General features: G+C 61.3%; 19 protein-coding genes. 4 read left to right on the forward strand and 15 right to left on the reverse strand.

What is annotated here, in order from left to right; genetic code table 11:
- Positions 1-12: 12 nt before the first annotated feature.
- Together K6M89_RS02770 and K6M89_RS02775 are read right to left on the reverse strand one after the other, a co-directional pair.
- Complete coding sequence (locus tag K6M89_RS02770; protein WP_222138383.1) at positions 13-1,329, reverse strand: replication-associated recombination protein A; 1,317 nt, start codon at positions 1,327-1,329, stop codon at positions 13-15.
- Positions 1,326-2,729 (reverse strand): DegQ family serine endoprotease, encoded by a 1,404-nt coding sequence (locus tag K6M89_RS02775; RefSeq protein WP_222138384.1) that lies wholly within the window; start codon positions 2,727-2,729, stop codon positions 1,326-1,328. Before K6M89_RS02775 ends, K6M89_RS02770 begins: the two co-directional genes overlap by 4 nt.
- Before the next feature lie 258 nt (positions 2,730-2,987).
- Here K6M89_RS02775 and K6M89_RS02780 point away from each other — a divergent pair, with 258 nt between their 5' ends.
- Together K6M89_RS02780 and K6M89_RS02785 are read left to right on the forward strand one after the other, a co-directional pair.
- Positions 2,988-3,368, forward strand: a complete 381-nt coding sequence (locus tag K6M89_RS02780) for a YkvA family protein (RefSeq protein WP_222138385.1) — start codon at positions 2,988-2,990, stop codon at positions 3,366-3,368.
- Between the two features lie 21 nt (positions 3,369-3,389).
- Entirely contained in the window at positions 3,390-3,743 is a 354-nt protein-coding gene (locus K6M89_RS02785; RefSeq protein ID WP_222138386.1) for a lysozyme inhibitor LprI family protein, read from the forward strand.
- A 39-nt stretch (positions 3,744-3,782) separates the two neighbouring features.
- Here the strand turns inward: K6M89_RS02785 and ilvD are convergent, their stop codons facing one another.
- Positions 3,783-5,621: a dihydroxy-acid dehydratase gene (gene ilvD / locus K6M89_RS02790; protein WP_222138387.1), complete on the reverse strand. Its 1,839-nt coding sequence runs from the start codon at positions 5,619-5,621 to the stop codon at positions 3,783-3,785.
- A gap of 333 nt (positions 5,622-5,954) precedes the next feature.
- Here ilvD and msrP point away from each other — a divergent pair, with 333 nt between their 5' ends.
- Both msrP and msrQ read left to right on the forward strand, forming a co-directional pair.
- A complete protein-coding gene (gene msrP, locus K6M89_RS02795) occupies positions 5,955-6,902 on the forward strand; it encodes a protein-methionine-sulfoxide reductase catalytic subunit MsrP (RefSeq protein WP_097584710.1) in 948 nt (315 codons plus the stop codon).
- Positions 6,902-7,573 carry a protein-methionine-sulfoxide reductase heme-binding subunit MsrQ gene (gene msrQ, locus K6M89_RS02800; RefSeq protein ID WP_222138388.1) on the forward strand — a complete coding sequence of 224 codons (672 nt, stop codon included), beginning with the start codon at positions 6,902-6,904 and terminating at the stop codon, positions 7,571-7,573. Before msrP ends, msrQ begins: the two co-directional genes overlap by 1 nt.
- Here the strand turns inward: msrQ and K6M89_RS02805 are convergent.
- From K6M89_RS02805 to rplR, 12 genes are all read right to left on the reverse strand, one after another.
- Positions 7,570-7,974 carry a ribosomal maturation YjgA family protein gene (locus K6M89_RS02805; protein WP_222138389.1) on the reverse strand — a complete coding sequence of 135 codons (405 nt, stop codon included), beginning with the start codon at positions 7,972-7,974 and terminating at the stop codon, positions 7,570-7,572. The genes msrQ and K6M89_RS02805 overlap by 4 nt on opposite strands.
- A 29-nt stretch (positions 7,975-8,003) precedes the next feature.
- Positions 8,004-8,387: a VOC family protein gene (locus K6M89_RS02810; RefSeq protein ID WP_222138390.1), complete on the reverse strand. Its 384-nt coding sequence runs from the start codon at positions 8,385-8,387 to the stop codon at positions 8,004-8,006.
- Between the two features lie 87 nt (positions 8,388-8,474).
- On the reverse strand, positions 8,475-8,897 hold the full coding sequence (gene rplQ / locus K6M89_RS02815) for a 50S ribosomal protein L17 (protein ID WP_003573769.1): 423 nt from the start codon (positions 8,895-8,897) through the stop codon (positions 8,475-8,477).
- Between the two features lie 123 nt (positions 8,898-9,020).
- The gene (locus tag K6M89_RS02820) at positions 9,021-10,031 is read right to left on the reverse strand and encodes a DNA-directed RNA polymerase subunit alpha (protein ID WP_003547579.1); all 1,011 of its coding nucleotides are present in this window, start codon (positions 10,029-10,031) and stop codon (positions 9,021-9,023) included.
- Positions 10,032-10,128: 97 nt separating this feature from the next.
- Positions 10,129-10,518, reverse strand: coding sequence for a 30S ribosomal protein S11 (gene rpsK / locus K6M89_RS02825; protein WP_003547577.1), 390 nt, complete (start codon positions 10,516-10,518; stop codon positions 10,129-10,131).
- A 133-nt stretch (positions 10,519-10,651) separates the two neighbouring features.
- Positions 10,652-11,020 (reverse strand): 30S ribosomal protein S13, encoded by a 369-nt coding sequence (gene rpsM / locus K6M89_RS02830; protein ID WP_003573772.1) that lies wholly within the window; start codon positions 11,018-11,020, stop codon positions 10,652-10,654.
- Positions 11,021-11,241: 221 nt separating this feature from the next.
- The gene (locus K6M89_RS02835; protein ID WP_010031330.1) at positions 11,242-11,892 is read right to left on the reverse strand and encodes an adenylate kinase; all 651 of its coding nucleotides are present in this window, start codon (positions 11,890-11,892) and stop codon (positions 11,242-11,244) included.
- Complete coding sequence (gene secY, locus K6M89_RS02840) at positions 11,889-13,229, reverse strand: preprotein translocase subunit SecY (protein WP_222138391.1); 1,341 nt, start codon at positions 13,227-13,229, stop codon at positions 11,889-11,891. Before secY ends, K6M89_RS02835 begins: the two co-directional genes overlap by 4 nt.
- A gap of 237 nt (positions 13,230-13,466) precedes the next feature.
- Positions 13,467-13,943 (reverse strand): 50S ribosomal protein L15, encoded by a 477-nt coding sequence (rplO, locus tag K6M89_RS02845; protein ID WP_038688291.1) that lies wholly within the window; start codon positions 13,941-13,943, stop codon positions 13,467-13,469.
- Positions 13,944-13,959: 16 nt separating this feature from the next.
- Complete coding sequence (gene rpmD, locus K6M89_RS02850; protein ID WP_003573781.1) at positions 13,960-14,169, reverse strand: 50S ribosomal protein L30; 210 nt, start codon at positions 14,167-14,169, stop codon at positions 13,960-13,962.
- 13 nt (positions 14,170-14,182) lie between these two features.
- Positions 14,183-14,752 (reverse strand): 30S ribosomal protein S5, encoded by a 570-nt coding sequence (gene rpsE, locus K6M89_RS02855; RefSeq protein WP_003573784.1) that lies wholly within the window; start codon positions 14,750-14,752, stop codon positions 14,183-14,185.
- Positions 14,753-14,884: 132 nt separating this feature from the next.
- The gene (gene rplR, locus K6M89_RS02860; RefSeq protein ID WP_097584703.1) at positions 14,885-15,247 is read right to left on the reverse strand and encodes a 50S ribosomal protein L18; all 363 of its coding nucleotides are present in this window, start codon (positions 15,245-15,247) and stop codon (positions 14,885-14,887) included.
- Positions 15,248-15,250 lie beyond the last annotated feature (3 nt).

A 15,250-nucleotide genomic window follows, 5' to 3' on the forward strand; every position in this document is an offset into this window, starting at 1 on the left:
GATTGAGGCGGCTCAGCGCGGATTACGCTCCTTGCGAAGCTTCGCCCACCATTCCAGCCGCTTGCGGATGTCGCGTTCGAAACCGCGCTCCGGCGGGTCGTAGAAGGTCTGCCGGCCCATTTTCTCCGGAAAATAGTCCTGGCCGGAAAAGGCGTCCGGCTCGTCATGGTCGTATCGGTAGCCCTCGCCATAACCCTCGCCCTTCATCAGCTTGGTCGGCGCATTGAGGATGTGCTTCGGCGGCAGCAGCGAGCCGTTCTGCTTGGCGGCCTGGCTTGCGGCCTTGAAAGCCGTGTAGACGGCATTGGATTTCGGCGCGGTGGCGAGATAGACGCAAGCCTGGGCCAGCGCCAGCTCCCCTTCCGGCGAACCGAGATACTCATAGGCATCCTTGGCGGCATTGCAGATCACCAGCGCCTGCGGATCGGCAAGACCGATATCCTCCACCGCCATGCGCACCAGCCGCCGGCCGAGATAGAGCGGATCCTCGCCGGCATCGAACATGCGGGCGAGATAATAGAGGGCGGCGTCGGGGTCCGAGCCGCGCACGGATTTATGCAGTGCCGAGATCAGATTGTAGTGGCCGTCCTGCGCCTTGTCATAGACCGGAGCGCGGCGCTGAACGATGCGCGTCAGGCCTTCGGTATCGAAGGTCTCGCCTTCGCGCGCCGCGCGCCAGACTTCCTCGGCGAGGGTCAGCACCGCGCGGCCGTCGCCGTCGGCCATGCGGATCAGGCTGGCGCGCGCTTCCTCCTTCAGCGGCAGCGGCTTCTGCTCGATCGCCTCGGCGCGCTTCAGCAATTCCTCCAGACTTTCCTCGTCATGCGACTTGAAGGTCAGCACGCGGGCGCGCGACAAAAGAGCGGCATTGAGCTCGAAGGACGGGTTTTCGGTGGTGGCGCCGACGAGGATGACGGTACCATCCTCCATGACAGGCAGGAAGCTGTCCTGCTGGGCGCGGTTGAAACGATGGATCTCGTCGACGAAGAGCAGCGTCTGGCGACCGTCCATTCGGCGCAGGCGGGCGGTCTCGAACACCTTCTTCAGATCGGCGACGCCGGAAAAGATCGCCGAGATCTGCTCGAAGGCCAGCCCCGCCTCGCCGGACAACAGCCGCGCCACCGTCGTCTTGCCTGTGCCGGGCGGACCCCAGAAGATCATCGAGCCGAGCGAACCGCTCTCGATCATTCGCTTCAGCACACCATCTTCACCGGTCAGATGTTCCTGACCGGTGACGTCGGCAAGCGTCTTCGGCCGCAACCGGTCGGCAAGCGGTCGCTTGGCGGCCACCTCTTCCGGAACGCGCGGCGCGAAGAGATCGTTGCTCATCGGAAGAATTGCCGGATGCGCTGACCGTCGCGCTCGATCTCCACCCGCCAGAGTCCGGGGTCGCTCTCGGCGATTTCGGAAAGCTCGCTGGTGGTCTTCACATCGGTCCCGTTGATCGAAATGATGATATCCTTCGGCTCGAAACCGAGACGGGCGGCGGGCGAATCCTCCTTCACGTCGGATACGACGACGCCTGCCGATTCCGGCGGCATGCGCAGTTCGTCGGCGACACGCGGCGACAGGTTCTCAACGACGGCGCCGCTAAAGGGGGTGCGCCCGCCGATCGTGCGCTGATCTCGCGGCGAGGTTTCCGGGGCGCGATCGAGCGTCAGCGGCAGTTGCGCCTCGCGGCCGTTCTCGACGACAGTGAGTTTGACCGACTTGCCAAGACCGGCCGTCGTCAGCCGGTAAAGCAGCGCATCCGGATGTTCGACAGCAATACCGTCGACCGCGGTGACGATTTCGCCGGCCTTCAGCCCGGCCTTGGCGGCCGGGCCGCCTTCCGAAACCTTGACCACGAGCGCGCCGCGAACCTTGTTCAGCCCCAGCGCCTCAGCGACCTCGGAAGTCACGGCATCGAAGCTCGCGCCGACATAGGGCCGCTCGAAGGATTTGACGCCGGCATCGGCCGAAGCGAGGAAGACCTTGACCAGATTGGCGGGGATGGCGAAGCCGATGCCGTTCGAGCCGCCGCCGCGCGAGAAGATCGCCGTGTTGATGCCGATCAGTTCGCCTTTCATATTCATCAAGGCGCCGCCGGAATTGCCGGGATTGATCGAGGCATCGGTCTGGATGAAGAAGCCGAACTCGTTCCTGACCACCTGGTTGCGGGCAAGTGCGGAGACGATGCCGCTCGTCACCGTCTGGCCGACGCCGAAGGGATTGCCGATCGCCAGCACGAGATCGCCGACCTCGACCGCATCGGAATTGCCGATCGGCAATGTCGGGAAACTTTCCTTGGTGTCGATCTTCAGCACGGCAAGATCGACACGATCGTCCCGCAGCACCACCTTGCAGGGGAATTCGCGTCCATCAGGCAGCGCAACCTTGATGTCGTCGGCGCCTTCGACAACGTGATTGTTGGTCACAACAGTGCCGTTTGCCTCGACGATGACGCCGGAACCGAGCGAGGACTGCTTCTCCGAGCGATTCGGCATCTGCTGGCCGAAGAACTGCTCGAAGAAGGGGTCGCCGGCAAAAGGCGACTGCCGCCGGACGGTCTTTTCCGCATAGACATTGACGACGGCGCCCGACGTCTGTTTGACGAGCGGCGCGAAAGAGAGCTGCATCTGCATCTGGCTCTCGGGCACGGTCTTTGCGGTCTGCGCATTGGCCGCAGCCGGCAGAGCGAGCATAAGAGCGAGTAGCGAGACGGAGGCGCGCTTGAACAGGCCTTGCATGGGTATCCCTTTTAAATCCTCTTGTGGATCGTTTTAGAGCATGATGCCGAAAAGTGTGAGCGGTTTTCGGACGACATCGTGCTCTAACTATTTAATGCGAACAGCATTCAGATTTCAGGTCGAACTGGCCTAAAATCATCCTGTTCTGCGGCCCGACGCTAGAAAGGAAAGAGGGCGGAAGCATGGAAGAATGAGGCAGTCGGGGCTTCAGGAGATTTTGCTTGAGGCCTTTGCGAATTCGATTCAGGAAGACCGGCCATGCAACTGATATCAAAAGCCAAAATCTGGGCGAAGTCACTGAAGCGTGACATCGTCGCCCTGTGGCTTGCTGCGCGCGATGCCAGGGTGCCCTGGTACGCAAAAGCAGTGGCGGGCGCCGTCGCGGCCTATGCCCTGTCGCCGATCGATCTCATCCCGGATTTCGTTCCCGTGCTCGGCTATCTCGACGATCTCGTCATCGTACCGCTCGGCATCCTGCTGGCGACGTGGCTTGTTCCGCCCGACTTGATGAGCGAGCTTCGCGAAGAAGCCGCAAGACGCATCGAACGCCCTTCCGGCCGGAGCGGCGTGATCTTCATCCTTGTCGTCTGGCTTGCCTGCATCATCTTCCTGGCTCTGGCAGTGCGCAAGCTGGTCTGATCGGCGGCAAGGAGACTTTGAATGATGACAACGAGAGCGATGACGGCAGCCCTTGGTTTTGCAGCTGCAATCTTCGCGTCGGAAATGGCGCAGGCGGCAAGCTTCGACTGCGATGCGAAAGAATTGAAGCCGGATGAAAAGACAATCTGCGACAGCCGCGCCCTCAACGATGCCGACGTGAAGATGGCGACGACCTTCGAGCTGCTCTCCGGCCTGCTGGCCATGGGCTCACGTGGGACATTGCAGGACGAACAGACGGCCTGGCTGAAAAAACGGCAGGAATGCGGGGCCGATGCCGCCTGCCTCAAGGCCGCCTATGAGGAGCGGCTGAAGCAGCTCGGCGAGACCTATAAAAACATCAACCGGCCGCTTTGAAAGCGACCGGTCGACAGAGCAGTTGATAGATTCGAGCAATTAGCGGGCGTTCAGATCGCGCACAGCACCGCGATCGGCGCTCGTTGCGAAAGCGGCGTAGGCCTTCAGCGCCGTGGTGACGTTGCGCTTGCGGACTTCTGTGGGATGCCAGCCCTTGCCATCCTGCTCGGCGCGGCGGGCGGCGAGTTCAGTTTCGCTGACGCGCAGACTGATGGTGCGGTTCGGGATGTCGATGTCGATCATGTCGCCTTCGCGCACCAGGCCGATCGTGCCGCCATTGGCCGCTTCCGGCGAGACATGGCCGATCGAGAGGCCCGATGTGCCGCCGGAGAAGCGGCCATCGGTGATCAGCGCACAGGCCTTGCCGAGGCCCTTCGACTTCAGATAGCTCGTCGGGTAGAGCATTTCCTGCATGCCGGGGCCGCCCTTCGGGCCTTCATAGCGGATGACGACGATGTCGCCGGCCTTGATCTCATTGGCGAGGATCGCCTTGACCGATGCATCCTGACTTTCGAAGACCCGTGCCGGACCGGAGAATTTCAGGATCGATTCATCGACACCGGCGGTCTTGACGATGCAGCCGTCGACCGCGAGGTTGCCCTTGAGCACGGCAAGGCCGCCATCTTTCGAGAAGGGATGTTCGACCGAGCGGATGACGCCGTTCTGGCGATCCGTGTCGAGATCGTCCCAGCGTGCCTCCTGGCTGAAGGCGACCTGGGTGGGGATGCCGCCGGGAGCGGCGCGATAGAAATTACGGACGGTGTCGCTATTGGTGCGGGTGATGTCCCAGCGGTCGATGGCGTCGCCCAGCGTCTCGGCGTGGACGGTCGGGCAATCGCGGTTCAGCAGCCCGCCCTTGTCGAGCTCTCCGAGGATCGACATGATGCCGCCGGCGCGGTGGACGTCTTCCATATGCACGTCGCTCTTGGCCGGCGCGACCTTCGACAGGCAGGGCACGCGGCGCGATAGCGCATCGATATCGGTCATGGTGAAATCGATCTCGCCTTCATGGGCGGCGGCCAGGATGTGCAGGACCGTATTGGTCGAACCGCCCATGGCGATATCGAGCGCCATGGCATTCTCGAAGGCCTGCTTGGAGGCGATGGTGCGCGGCAGCGCCGTAACGTCGTCCTGCTCGTAATAACGGCGGGCGAGATCGACGATCAGATGGCCGGCCTCGACGAAGAGCCGCTTGCGGTCGGCATGGGTGGCGAGCGTCGAGCCGTTGCCGGGCAGCGACAGGCCGAGCGCTTCCGTCAGGCAGTTCATCGAATTGGCGGTGAACATGCCGGAGCAGGAACCGCAGGTCGGACAGGCCGAGCGCTCGATGGTCTGGACGTCCTCGTCGCTGATCTTGTCGTCGGCGGCGGCGACCATGGCATCGACCAGATCGAGCGCGTGGGTCTTGCCGTGCAGCACGACCTTGCCCGCTTCCATCGGACCGCCGGAGACGAAGACGGTGGGGATATTGAGGCGCAACGACGCCATCAGCATGCCGGGGGTGATCTTGTCGCAGTTGGAAATGCAGACCATGGCGTCGGCGCAATGGGCATTGACCATGTATTCGACGCTGTCGGCGATCAGCTCGCGGGACGGCAGCGAATAGAGCATGCCGTCATGGCCCATGGCGATGCCGTCATCGACGGCGATCGTGTTGAATTCCTTGGCGACACCGCCGGCCGCCTCGATTTCGCGGGCGACGAGCTGGCCGAGATCCTTGAGGTGCACGTGGCCGGGCACAAACTGCGTGAAGGAATTCACCACCGCGATGATCGGCTTGCCGAAATCCGAATCCTTCATACCCGTGGCGCGCCAAAGGCCGCGCGCGCCTGCCATGTTGCGGCCGTGGGTCGTGGTTCTGGAACGGTAAGCTGGCATCGGTGTCTTCCTCGACGTGTCGGAAATCATCAGGCGAAGCGAAGCGGCATGAAGCCTGCGGGCCGGGCGCACGCTGCCTTTTGCAATTGTCCTAATCCAATCGACCGGGGCTGTCACTACCGGCAAGGTCAAATCCGGTACGCTGCGGAGGGAGCACCTTGAGCGCCATCGATGATATACGGTTCGGCGCGAGGTTTGGTTACAGCCTATTCCATCACAGCCGAACACAAAAAATTGGCTTCCCGTCGTCGAGATTCGAGGCATAGCTAATCCGAACATGCGGGCGGTTCGTTTAAGTACTATATTTTAGAAATCCGCCCTGGAGGTTTCGACATGCCAAGCTATCGCCCCCCGAAGATCGCGTCATCGGAGATCACGCCGCGCCAGATCTATATGCGCCGCCGGGAATTCCTCGGTGCTGCAACGCTCGGCGCCATGGCGCTGTATGGCGCCGGTAAGGCGAGTGCGGCCGCCCTTTCGGCCGTCGAGAGCAAGTATAAGGTCGACGAGAAGCCGACGCCGCTCAAGGACGTCACCACCTACAACAATTTTTATGAGTTCGGCCTCGACAAGGGCGATCCCGCCGCGAATTCCGGCGATTTCAAGCCGCTGCCCTGGACGGTCAAGGTCGACGGCATGGTCAACAAACCAGGCACCTTCGACCTCGAGGCGCTGATGAAGGAATTCCCGATCGAGGAACGCACCTATCGGATGCGCTGCGTCGAGGCCTGGTCGATGGTCATTCCTTGGGACGGCTTTCCGCTGGCATCGCTGCTCGACAAGGTGGAGCCGCTCGGCAGCGCCAAATACGTCGCCTTCGAAACCGTCGTGCGGCCGGAGGAGATGCCGGGACAGAAGGGTTTCTTCCAGTCACTCGACTGGCCCTATGTCGAAGGCCTGCGGCTCGACGAAGCGCGTCACCCGCTGACGCTGCTTGCCGTCGGCCTCTATGGCGAAACGCTGCCGAACCAAAACGGCGCGCCGATCCGCCTGGTCGTGCCATGGAAATACGGCTTCAAGGGCATCAAGTCGATCGTCAGGATCACCCTCACCGACCAGCAGCCGAAGAATACCTGGCAGGTGACCAATCCGCAGGAATACGGCTTCTACGCCAACGTCAACCCTGCCGTCGACCATCCGCGCTGGAGCCAGGCGAGCGAGCGGCGCATCGGCGAAAGCGGCTTCTTCGGCGCGAGCCGCCGCCCCACCCTGCCCTTCAACGGCTATGCCGACGAGGTGGCGAGCCTTTATGCCGGCATGGACCTGAAGGCGAATTTCTGATGACAGAATTGTCGCTCGCCATCCCGAAACGTTGGCAACCCGCCTCCGTCTGGCTGCTTTATGTCGCGGGCCTGCTGCCGGCCGCCTGGACCTTCTATCTCGGCGCGACCGATCAGCTCGGCGCCGATCCGATCAAGACCTTCGAGCTCTTTCTCGGCATCTGGACGATCCGCTTCCTGATCGCGACCCTTGCCGTCTCGCCGGCCCGCGAGCTGTTCGGCTGGAACTATCTGCGCTACCGCCGCGCACTCGGCCTTTTGACCTTCTACTACGCGCTGATGCACTTCACCGTCTACATGGTGCTCGACCAGGCGATGGATATCCAAGCGGTCATCAACGACGTGCTGAAGCGCCCTTTCATCATGTTCGGCATGGCGGCCCTGGCGATGCTTATTCCCCTGGCGGTGACATCCAATAACTTCTCGATCCGCCGTCTCGGCGCGAACTGGAACCGGCTGCATCGCATGGCCTACGTCATCGCCGTCTGCGGGGCGCTGCACTTCGCGCTTTCGACCAAGATCCTCGATCTCGAGCAGTATATCTATGTCGGGCTGATCATCACCCTCATCCTCTACCGCTCCTGGCGGCCGATCGCCCGCAGCCGGAAGAAGGCACAAGGAGGGTCGCGGGGCCGGCCCGTGGGCTCATCAGCTTCGCGACAGTCGGTTTAACGCCGCTCGGGCGAAGATGGCCTATGTGCGGGATCAAAAGCATAGGCCGCAGCTATCCCGATCGCGTAAGCCAAAATATTCCAAGGCGAGAAGACCCGCCCAAGCAGTAAGGCTCCGGCGGTCGTCAGTCGAAATGCATCGAGCCCGGGTGTGTGGTAGAGCCGGAAGAATTCAACGCAGATGGCAACCGCCAACGCCAACGCTGCAATTCCTGCGGGCGGCATTCTTGCTGTGAGAGCTGTAACGGCAAGCGCCAGCAGGACATAAACCATGGATCCCCAAAGCAGCGATCCAGCATATTTGACGAGGAAGAAGGGTAGACCGGCTGCATAGCCGAAGCGTCTGATCGTCACACCAAAAACAATGATGAGCAGCAGCGCTGCTAAGCGTCGGGCTTGCATGCGCCCGAGCATATGTCCAAAGACACTTTTCACGCTGCGACTGTCGGCTGATTGATCATCGCCTCGATATTGTAACCGTCGGGATCCAGTACGAAGCAGGCGTAATAATCGGGCGCGTATTCCGGGCGTGGGCCGGGAGCGCCGTTATCCTCGGCGCCGGCTTCGAGTGCGGCTTGATGGAAGGCATCGACCTCGGCCTTGCTGCGCGCCCTGAAAGCGACGTGAATCCGGGTCAGCGGCGGCGGGCTATCCGCCTGCTGGATCTCGAACAGACAGCCATTGCCGATATCGAAGGCCCAGAAGACGTTCTCCTTACCGAAAGTAAGCCGGTAACCCAGGGGTAAGAACGCTTTTTCGTAGAAGAGCTTGCTCTTCGACAAATCACCCACCGCGACGGTTATGTGGTCGATCATGGCGCTGCTCACTCATCAAAAATGCCAGCACAAACGAAAAAGCCGGGCGCAAGGCCCGGCTTTCCAGCTTTCCGAAATCGGAAAATCTTAGGCAGCGACGGCCTGCTCTTCGGCAGCGACGCGGGCCTTGTCGGCTGCGCCCTTGGCAAAGGTGTCGCGATCAACGAATTCGACAACGGCCATGGCGGCATTGTCGCCCTGGCGGAAGCCGGCCTTCATGATGCGCAGGTAGCCGCCGTTGCGGGTGGCGTAACGCGTTGCGATCGTGTCGAACAGCTTCGAAACGACGGCAGCGTCGCGGATCTGCGAGATCGCCTGACGGCGAGCGTGCAGGTCGCCGCGCTTGCCGAGCGTGACGAGCTTCTCGACGATCGGACGGATTTCCTTTGCCTTCGGCAGGGTCGTGACGATCTGCTCGTGGGTAATCAGCGAAGCCGCCATGTTGGCGAACATCGCCTTGCGGTGGCTTGCAGTTCTATTCAGCTTGCGGCCGGCTTTACCATGGCGCATTGCTATTCTCCTTTAATGCAGGTGCCCTTACACTAAGTGGGCCTGCCGTTTCCTGGCACATGCAGGCGATCGGCCTGCTGTTTGACGGGGAAAGGCAGTCGAAAGAGCCTGCCTTTTGTTTTCTCAATACTGGTCTTCGTAACGCTTGGCGAGATCTTCGATGTTCTCGGGCGGCCATGCCGGCACTTCCATGCCGAGGTGCAGGCCCATGGAAGCGAGAACTTCCTTGATTTCGTTCAGCGACTTGCGACCAAAATTCGGTGTGCGGAGCATTTCTGCTTCGGTCTTCTGAATGAGGTCGCCGATGTAGACGATGTTGTCGTTCTTCAGGCAGTTTGCCGAACGGACCGACAGTTCGAGTTCGTCCACCTTCTTCAGGAGAGCCGGGTTGAAAGCGAGTTCGGTGACTGCTTCCTCTTCGGTTTCCTTCTGCGGCTCGTCGAAGTTGACGAAGACGCCAAGCTGATCCTGGAGAATGCGCGCCGCGAAAGCGACGGCGTCTTCGCCGGTGATCGAGCCATCGGTTTCGATGGTCATGTTCAGCTTGTCGTAGTCGAGAACCTGTCCTTCGCGGGTGTTTTCAACCTTGTAGGACACCTTCTTGACCGGCGAATAAAGGCTGTCGACCGGGATGAGACCGATCGGAGCATCTTCCGCACGATTGCGTTCGGCCGGAACGTAGCCCTTACCGTTGTTGACGGTGAATTCCATGCGGATTTCGGCGCCCTCGTCGAGCGTGCAGATCACATGCTCGGGGTTGAGGATTTCGATATCGCCGACCGTCTGGATGTCGCCAGCCGTAACAACGCCCGGGCCCTGCTTGCGCACGACCATGCGCTTTGCGTCGTCGCCATCCATCTTGATGGCGATTTCCTTGATGTTGAGCACGATGTCCGTGACGTCTTCGCGGACGCCCGGAATCGAGGAGAATTCATGCAGCACGCCGTCGATCTGCACCGCCGTGACGGCGGCACCGCGCAGCGAGGAGAGCAGAACGCGACGCAGCGCGTTGCCGAGGGTGAGGCCGAAGCCGCGCTCCAGCGGTTCGGCAACGAGCGTCGCCCTGGTGCGTGAGCTCGAGGAGAACTCCACCTTGTTCGGCTTGATCAGTTCCTGCCAGTTCTTCTGAATCATGAGTTTGCCTTCCGTTCGTTGCCACCATCCAATCGTGGCAACCGAGCTTGAAAACCACCGGGAGCGCGGAGGCGCTCACCGGTGACGATAGCGATGATCAGACGCGGCGCTTCTTGCGCGGACGGCAGCCATTGTGCGGGATCGGGGTCACGTCGCGGATGGACGTGATCATGAAACCCGCAGCCTGGAGCGCGCGCAGAGCCGATTCACGACCCGAACCCGGACCGCAGACTTCGACTTCCAGCGACTTCATGCCGTGCTCCTGAGCCTTCTTGGCGCAGTCTTCGGCAGCGATCTGGGCGGCGAACGGGGTCGACTTGCGCGAGCCCTTGAAGCCCTTGGCGCCGGCCGACGACCAGGCGATCGCATTGCCCTGCGCATCGGTGATGGTGATCATCGTGTTGTTGAAGGTCGAGTTGACGTGAGCGACACCCGACGAGATATTCTTGCGCTCGCGACGGCGAACGCGGACGGCTTCCTTAGCCATGCTATTCCTTTCGTTGATCTCTTCACCGCCGTAATGCCAGCGGCTACACCGGAACGGCGCCTATATGGTCCCGCTCCAAACTCAAAAGAGGCCGGCGCAGACCGCCAGCCCCCTCATCCCGGTTTCCCGGAAATTACTTCTTCTTGCCAGCGATTGCCTTTGCCGGACCCTTGCGGGTGCGGGCATTGGTGTGGGTGCGCTGACCGCGGACCGGAAGGCCGCGGCGATGACGCAGGCCGCGGTAGCAGCCGAGGTCCATCAGGCGCTTGATGTTCATCGCGGTATCGCGACGAAGATCACCCTCGACCTGATAGTCGCGGTCGATGGCTTCGCGGATCTGAAGGACTTCGGCGTCCGTCAGCTGATGCACACGGCGTTCAGCCGGGATACCGACCTTCTCGACGATTTCCTGTGCGAATTTCGGACCGATCCCGTGAATGTAGGTCAGCGCGATGACAACGCGCTTTGCAGTCGGGATGTTGACGCCAGCGATACGTGCCACGCCTGTTCTCCTTGCATTCCAGTTGCCATCCGGCAAGTGGGCTTCGTTATGCGGTCTTTGGAACCGCTCGTTCAGATTTACGTCCGCAACATGTCAAAACGACCGCACCCGGACTTCCCTGGGAAATCCGCGCCGATCGCATGGAATGTCGCGAGTTGGCGCGGTGTTTAGCGGAATCAGTGCTGAAAAGCAACCGCTCCGCCAAGTTTATTTTCAAAGCCTTAAAGCTTGGAAAGAATGGTTTCGACCTCGGCTGTCACCTGGTCGATCTCCGCCATGCCGTCGACGGACTTGAGTTTGCCCTTGGCATAGTAGTAGCCGATCAGCGGCGAGGTTTCCTTGTAGTAGACCTCGAGACGCTTGATCATCGTCTCGGCGTTGTCGTCAGGACGACGCTTGAAGTGAGTCGAACCGCACTTGTCGCACACGCCTTCCTCGACCGGAACCTTGTCCGTGTCATGATAGACAGTGCCGCACTGAGCGCAGGTGTAACGGCCATCCACGCGGCGGACGAGTTCCTGGTCGTCGACGCGAAACTCGATAACCACCGAAAGGTCGAGTCCCTTGGCTTTGAGCATCGCCTCGGTGGCGTCCGCCTGGACCAACGTCCTCGGAAAGCCATCGAGAATGAAACCGTCGGCGCAATCGGGCTGATCGATTCGCTCGGAAACGATGGCGATGACGATCTCATCCGAGACAAGCTTGCCGGCGTCCATGACGGCCTTCGCCCGCTTGCCCACTTCCGTACCGGCATTGACCGCCGCACGCAGCATATCGCCCGTGGAAAGCTGCGGAATGCCGTGCTTCTCCACGATCCGCTGGGCTTGGGTTCCCTTACCCGCGCCCGGCGGCCCCAAAAGGATAAGTCTCATCGCCCCCTCTTTCCTCCACGCAACTTCGATTTCTTGATCAGGCCTTCGTATTGCTGCGCGATCAGGTGACCCTGGATCTGTGCAACCGTATCAAGAGTTACGCTAACCACGATCAAAAGCGAAGTCCCACCAAGGGATAATGGAATGCCGGTTTGCGACACCAAGATCTCCGGAAGGATGCAGACGAAGACGAGATAGATCGCGCCGATCACCGTGATGCGGGTCAGCACGTAGTCGATGTATTCGGCGGTGCGCTCACCCGGACGGATGCCGGGAATGAAGCCGCCGTGCTTCTTCAGATTGTCGGCCGTGTCCTTCGGATTGAAGACGATGGCGGTGTAGAAGAAGGCGAAGAAGGCGATCAGTGCCGCATAGAGCACCATGTAGAGCGGCTGACCATGGCCGAGCGCCGCAACGATCGACGTCGCCCAGGTCGGCATTGCGGTGGTGCTGGCAAAGCCAGCGATCGTTGCCGGCAGCAGCAGCAGCGACGACGCGAAAATCGCCGGGATGACGCCCGAGGTGTTGAGCTTCAGCGGCAGATGCGAGGTATCGCCCTGGAACATACGGTTGCCGACCTGGCGCTTCGGATACTGAATCAGCAGCCGGCGCTGCGCACGTTCGACGAAGACGATGACGCCGATGACGCCGATCGCGACGAGAATGACGAGCAGGATGAGCGGCGTCGACAGCGCGCCGGTGCGGCCGAGTTCGAGCGTGCCTGCCAGGGCCGTGGGAAGACCGGCGGCGATGCCGGCGAAGATGATCAGCGAAATGCCGTTGCCGATGCCGCGCGAAGTGATCTGCTCGCCGAGCCACATCAGGAACATCGTGCCGCCGAGCAGCGTCAGGACGGTGGAAACGCGGAAGAACCAGCCCGGCTCGACGACGAGGCCCTGGCCGCTCTCAAGACCGGCAGCAATGCCGTAAGCCTGCAGTGCGCCGAGAATCACCGTGCCGTAACGGGTGTACTGGTTGATGATCTTACGACCCTGTTCGCCTTCCTTCTTCAGATTTTCGAGCGCTGGCACGACCGAGGTCATCAGCTGCACGATGATCGAGGCGGAGATATAAGGCATGATGCCGAGCGCGAAGATCGCCATGCGCTCGACGGCGCCGCCGGAGAACATGTTGAAAAGGCCGAGGATGCCGCCTGCCTGGCCGCGGAAAGCCTGGGCATAGGCTTCGGGGTTGAGACCCGGAAGCGGAATATGGGTACCGAGCCTGTAGACGAGGAGAGCTGCCAGTGTGAACCACAGGCGCTTCTTCAAATCCTCGGCTTTGGCAAAGGTCGAAAAATTGAGGTTGGATGCCAATTGTTCCGCTGCAGAAGCCATGCGATTCTCCGCGCTACCAATTCCGGTCCGTCTCTGGGGGACAGACCGGTCCCGGAATCAGTATGAAAATTATTCAAAACCGGGCTTGGAACGGATTGCAGCGCAACCCCATGCCTCACCCTTGTTTTCCAGTCTTATCGGCATGACGCGGGCGCGCCAGCCAATATTTTGTGAGGCCCACATATGGGAGCAAAATCGCCCGGTGTGAAGCACCCCGGGCGACATATCATCAGATTATTATTCGGCTGCAGCAGGAGCCGAAAGCAGGGTCACGCTGCCGCCGGCCTTTTCGATCTTCTCGACGGCAGGCTTGGAAGCGCCTGCGACGACGATGGTGATCTTGGCCTTGAGCTCGCCGTCGGCGAGAACGCGAACGCCGTCCTTGGCGCGGCGGATGACGCCGGCAGCCTTGAGGGAGGCTGCGTCAACGGTGGCCTTCGCATCGAGCTTGCCGGCGTCGATCGCAGCCTGGATACGGGCGAGCGACACGACGACGAAGTCGGAAGCGAAGATGTTGTTGAAGCCGCGCTTCGGCAGGCGACGATAGATCGGCATCTGGCCGCCTTCGAAGCCGTTGATGGCGACGCCGGAACGGGACTTCTGACCCTTCACACCGCGACCACCGGTCTTGCCCGAGCCCGAGCCGATACCGCGGCCGAGGCGCTTGCGGCTGTGGGTCGAACCTTCGTTGTCCTTGATTTCATTGAGTTTCATGAGCGTTTCCTCCGTCTCACTTCTCGTCGACGACGCGAACGAGATGCTGGACAGCACGGATCATGCCACGAACCGAAGGAGTATCCTCCAGCGTGCGGCGACGGTGCATCTTGTTCAGTCCGAGACCGATCAGCGTGCGCTGCTGGACGTCCGGACGGCGAATCGGGCTGCCGACCTGTTCGATCGTGACAGTCTTCGCTTCAGCCTTCTTGGTAGCCTTGGCCATTGGTCAGCTCCTCTTATTCTTCAGAGGCGTTGCCGGAGGCGCTACGACGAGCCTGCAGCGTTGCATACTTGATGCCGCGCTGAGCCGCGATGTCCTTCGGGTGAACCTGGTGCTTCAGAGCGTCGAAGGTGGCGCGAACCATGTTGTAAGGGTTCGACGAACCGGTCGACTTGGCGACGACGTCGTGCATGCCGAGCGTTTCGAAAACGGCGCGCATCGGACCGCCGGCGATGATGCCGGTACCAACCTTGGCCGAGCGCAGCAGAACCTTGCCGGCGCCGTGGCGGCCATGAACGTCGTGATGCAGCGTACGGCCGTCACGCAGCGGTACGAAGATCAGTTCGCGCTTGGCGGCTTCGGTTGCCTTGCGGATGGCTTCCGGCACTTCACGTGCCTTGCCATGGCCGAAGCCGACGCGGCCCTTCTGGTCGCCGACGACGACGAGAGCTGCGAAACCAAAACGACGGCCGCCCTTGACGACCTTGGCGACGCGGTTGATCGCGACAAGCTTGTCGACGAATTCGCTATCGCGCTCTTCACGGCTCTGGCGGTCTTCCCGCTGCGGCCTTCTTTCCTGTGCCATTGTCCTCTTCCTTTTTCTTTTCCGGGTGCAATCGGCAAACAAATGTGGACCGCATCAGCCTCCCCTTCTTGGGGAGTGCCTTGCGATCCGGCGAAAATCCGGCCGGCGCAAAAGCGTCCGGCCGGAAACTGATCAGAAGGTGAGACCGCCTTCGCGGGCTGCATCGGCAAGCGCCTTGATGCGGCCGTGATAGATGAAGGCGCCACGGTCGAACACGACCTCGGTGACGCCCGCCTTCGAAGCGCGCTCTGCAACGAGCTTGCCGACGAGGGCAGCTGCTGCGGTGTCAGCACCGGTCTTCAGAGAACCACGCAGATCCTTGTCGAGGGTCGATGCAGCGGCAAGCGTCTTGCCGGCCACATCATCGATGATCTGGGCATAGATGTTCTTCGAGGAGCGATGAACCGACAGGCGCGGACGGCCATTGGCCACCGACTTGATATGACGGCGCACGCGGTTGGCACGACGTGCAAGTGCTTCTTTCCTGCTAGCCATTTC

The organism is Rhizobium croatiense (assembly GCF_019793465.1).
GTDB classification, from domain to species: domain Bacteria; phylum Pseudomonadota; class Alphaproteobacteria; order Rhizobiales; family Rhizobiaceae; genus Rhizobium; species Rhizobium croatiense.

What these genes read in the sequence shown, in the direction of transcription:
- rpsE (WP_003573784.1), bottom strand. Translation starts at nt 14,752, where the DNA reads ATGGCACAGGAAAGAAGGCCGCAGCGGGAAGACCGCCAGAGCCGTGAA.
- rpsK (WP_003547577.1), bottom strand. Translation starts at nt 10,518, where the DNA reads ATGGCTAAGGAAGCCGTCCGCGTTCGCCGTCGCGAGCGCAAGAATATC.
- secY (WP_222138391.1), bottom strand. Translation starts at nt 13,229, where the DNA reads ATGGCTTCTGCAGCGGAACAATTGGCATCCAACCTCAATTTTTCGACC.
- K6M89_RS02780 (WP_222138385.1), top strand. Translation starts at nt 2,988, where the DNA reads ATGCAACTGATATCAAAAGCCAAAATCTGGGCGAAGTCACTGAAGCGT.
- rplR (WP_097584703.1), bottom strand. Translation starts at nt 15,247, where the DNA reads ATGGCTAGCAGGAAAGAAGCACTTGCACGTCGTGCCAACCGCGTGCGC.
- rpmD (WP_003573781.1), bottom strand. Translation starts at nt 14,169, where the DNA reads ATGGCCAAGGCTACCAAGAAGGCTGAAGCGAAGACTGTCACGATCGAA.
- K6M89_RS02805 (WP_222138389.1), bottom strand. Translation starts at nt 7,974, where the DNA reads ATGCAAGCCCGACGCTTAGCAGCGCTGCTGCTCATCATTGTTTTTGGT.
- K6M89_RS02820 (WP_003547579.1), bottom strand. Translation starts at nt 10,031, where the DNA reads ATGATTCAGAAGAACTGGCAGGAACTGATCAAGCCGAACAAGGTGGAG.
- rplQ (WP_003573769.1), bottom strand. Translation starts at nt 8,897, where the DNA reads ATGCGCCATGGTAAAGCCGGCCGCAAGCTGAATAGAACTGCAAGCCAC.
- rplO (WP_038688291.1), bottom strand. Translation starts at nt 13,943, where the DNA reads ATGAAACTCAATGAAATCAAGGACAACGAAGGTTCGACCCACAGCCGC.
- K6M89_RS02810 (WP_222138390.1), bottom strand. Translation starts at nt 8,387, where the DNA reads ATGATCGACCACATAACCGTCGCGGTGGGTGATTTGTCGAAGAGCAAG.
- K6M89_RS02770 (WP_222138383.1), bottom strand. Translation starts at nt 1,329, where the DNA reads ATGAGCAACGATCTCTTCGCGCCGCGCGTTCCGGAAGAGGTGGCCGCC.
- K6M89_RS02785 (WP_222138386.1), top strand. Translation starts at nt 3,390, where the DNA reads ATGATGACAACGAGAGCGATGACGGCAGCCCTTGGTTTTGCAGCTGCA.
- msrP (WP_097584710.1), top strand. Translation starts at nt 5,955, where the DNA reads ATGCCAAGCTATCGCCCCCCGAAGATCGCGTCATCGGAGATCACGCCG.
- K6M89_RS02775 (WP_222138384.1), bottom strand. Translation starts at nt 2,729, where the DNA reads ATGCAAGGCCTGTTCAAGCGCGCCTCCGTCTCGCTACTCGCTCTTATG.
- msrQ (WP_222138388.1), top strand. Translation starts at nt 6,902, where the DNA reads ATGACAGAATTGTCGCTCGCCATCCCGAAACGTTGGCAACCCGCCTCC.
- ilvD (WP_222138387.1), bottom strand. Translation starts at nt 5,621, where the DNA reads ATGCCAGCTTACCGTTCCAGAACCACGACCCACGGCCGCAACATGGCA.
- K6M89_RS02835 (WP_010031330.1), bottom strand. Translation starts at nt 11,892, where the DNA reads ATGAGACTTATCCTTTTGGGGCCGCCGGGCGCGGGTAAGGGAACCCAA.